The following is a 2,566-nucleotide window of genomic DNA, read 5'->3' on the forward strand; positions in this document are numbered from 1 at the left end:
CTCGTCCTCCGGCACGTCGTCCAGCAGCGGACGCAGCAGAATATAGGCCATTGCTTCCGGGATCGGCACCACGTGCAGCAGCCCCTGACCGGGGATCATGTCCGACAGCGCCGTCCAGCCCTGGAAGGTGCGGAACACCGAGCATTTGGTGGTGTTATCGACGGTATACTCTTCCACTTCGGTACGATGCGCGGCGTTCCACGGATCGTATTTCTCAACGTTGCCGTCAAACACGCGGGCAAAGACCTGCTGGTAGGCAGGCAGCAGCCAGCGCTCCAGCGCGCCGGAGTCGGTATGCGCGCCGAGTCCCTTCGAGGTGGTTCCCGGCGGACGGCGGCGGATACGATCCGGGTAAATCACGCTCACGTCCGGGTCGAACCACTGCTTGCCGTTGCTCTCGAACGTCCATAAGCGGTTCAGGAACGACTGCACCTGCGCCATTTCTTCGCTCTGGCGCGCCTGCATTTGCGCCTGCGACCAGTAGATCGGGTAAATCTCCGGACGGGAGGCGGTCAGGGTGCCGAAGAAGTTATCGCCTGGCCCTTTGTACACCTCGTCAAACTTGTTCAGATCGAGGTAGTCGAGCATCGACTGATCCCACGCCAGCGCCTGCTCGCGCGGGAAGTGACCTTTAATCACCGCGCAGCCGCGGCGCTTAACGGCCTCGCGCTGCGCGTCGGTAATCGTGCCGTTTTTCACATCGTTAAACGGAATTACCGGCCAGACGGATTCACCTTTATTTTTGAGGGCGTTAATTTCCGCCACGCGGGTGGCAATGCTGTCGCTGAGCTTGTCGAACACCGCCTGCACGTCGCCGATCTGCGCGCGTAACTCACGTTTCAACTGACGGATTGCCGCTTTGTGATCCGCCGGCAAGGTTTCACTGGTAAAGGTCATAACTGCCTCGCATCTTTCATTCGAAAGTAAAAGTGTCTACAAGCGATACTTTAAGTTAAAAATAAGTTAATGCAAGTTTAAAAACTTGACCTGCGCCACAGGACGGGAAAATGAGTGAGGGTGCCGGAGCAGGACTCCGGCGAGGAAAGGATCAGACGTCGAAAGGAGCGTGGTTGTCGAGCACGGCCTGAATGACGTTCAGCGCGCCCTGATGGTTGTTGTCGTCAGTGCTGTAGCGGCTGATTTCTTTGATGCTTTCCGCCGCGTTGCCCATCGCAAAGGAATATTTCACCAGCTTCAGCATCTCGGCATCGTTGCCGCTGTCGCCAATGGCCACGCACTCTTGCGGAGAGATTTTCCAGCGCTTCAGCAGGCGGCTGATGCCGTTGGCTTTGTGCAGGCCGGGGATAATTAAATCGACAAAGCCAAAGCCGCTGGTGACCGGCTTCATGATGCCGTCCAGGGAGACGTGGAGTTTATCCACCAGATTAGGAATATCGCTGTCCGGCAGGTTCAGGGAGAACTTAAACAGCACGTCGTCAATGTCGCGGTAATCGCTGATGCGCTTTAAGCGGTGGTAGTGCTTTGACATTAGCGCCACGAACGCGTCCGGCGCTTTATCGCTGACGTAGGCGCTCTCCAGCCCGCAGGCCACGAAGTTCAGCCCTTTGTCTTTCAGCAGTTCGCCAATCACGATCTGCGACTCATGGCGGGTCAGTTCGCCGTGGAAAATCTGTTCGCCGTGATCGAAGACCAGCGCGCCGTTTTCCGCCACGAAGGAGATTTGATCCTTCAGTTCCGGGAAAAACGAGATGAGCTGGTAATACTGGTTGCCGCTGGCGACAACAAATTCAATGTTGCGGGCTTTAAGCTGTTTAAACTGTGCCTGGAAGCGGTCACGATCGTACTGCTTGGCTTCATCAAGGAAAGTTCCGTCCATATCGGTGACGATAACTTTTACGGTCATACTATGCTCCTGGGTCACTGCGTTTTGAAACATTCTAATAACAAGGTGACGGGGAGCACAAATTTAATTTCATTCGAAAGTAAAAGCAAAACGGCAACCGAGGTTGCCGTTTTTAGTGTTTTCTCCCTCTCCCTCAAGGGAGAGGGGATACACTATTACAGCGTATGCTCAGTACGGGCGATAATATCGTCCTGCGCATCCGGTGACAGGGCGGTGAAGAACGCCGAGTAGCCCGCGACGCGCACTACCAGGTCGCGGTACTGGTCCGGGTGTTTCTTCGCTTCCAGCAGCGTTTCGCGCGAGACGATGTTGTACTGAATATGCCAGCCCTTATGCACCTCGAAGAAGGTGCGCAGCAGCACCATCAGCTTCTGGCGATCGCTGTCGTTTTCCAGCGTCGACGGGTTCAGCTTCTGGTTAAGCAGCACGCCGCCAAGAATCGCTTCCGTCGGCAGTTTACCCACGGAGCCAATCACCGCCGTCGGCCCGAGGTGGTCGGTACCGGAAGCCGGGCTGGCCCCTTCCGCCAGCGGGGTATGCGCCTTACGTCCGTCCGGTGTCGCCATCGTCGCTGCGCCAAACGGCACGTTCGCGGAGATGGAAGAGGTGCCCGCGTAGTAGTTACCGCCAATCGGGCCGCGGCCGTAGCGCGGGTTGTGGTACTGCTTCAGCTCTTCAATGTAGGTCTGATAGGCGCGGGTC

3 protein-coding genes are annotated in these 2,566 nt (G+C 56.9%); all 3 read right to left on the bottom strand.

Translation table 11 applies throughout. The features are described from left to right. Positions 1-897: YbiU family protein (locus DD606_RS24540; protein WP_129259378.1), on the bottom strand; the 897-nt coding region annotated here is incomplete at its 3' end. Between the two features lie 151 nt (positions 898-1,048). Further along, positions 1,049-1,864 carry a Cof-type HAD-IIB family hydrolase gene (locus tag DD606_RS24545; RefSeq protein WP_129259380.1) on the bottom strand — a complete coding sequence of 272 codons (816 nt, stop codon included), beginning with the start codon at positions 1,862-1,864 and terminating at the stop codon, positions 1,049-1,051. Between the two features lie 155 nt (positions 1,865-2,019). Further along, positions 2,020-2,566, bottom strand: a 547-nt coding sequence (locus DD606_RS24550) for a glycine radical domain-containing protein (protein ID WP_306768323.1), incomplete at its 5' end; no start/stop codon positions are given.

Source organism: Enterobacter cloacae complex sp. GF14B, assembly GCF_004136805.1.
Classification (GTDB): Bacteria; Pseudomonadota; Gammaproteobacteria; order Enterobacterales; family Enterobacteriaceae; genus Enterobacter; species Enterobacter hormaechei_C.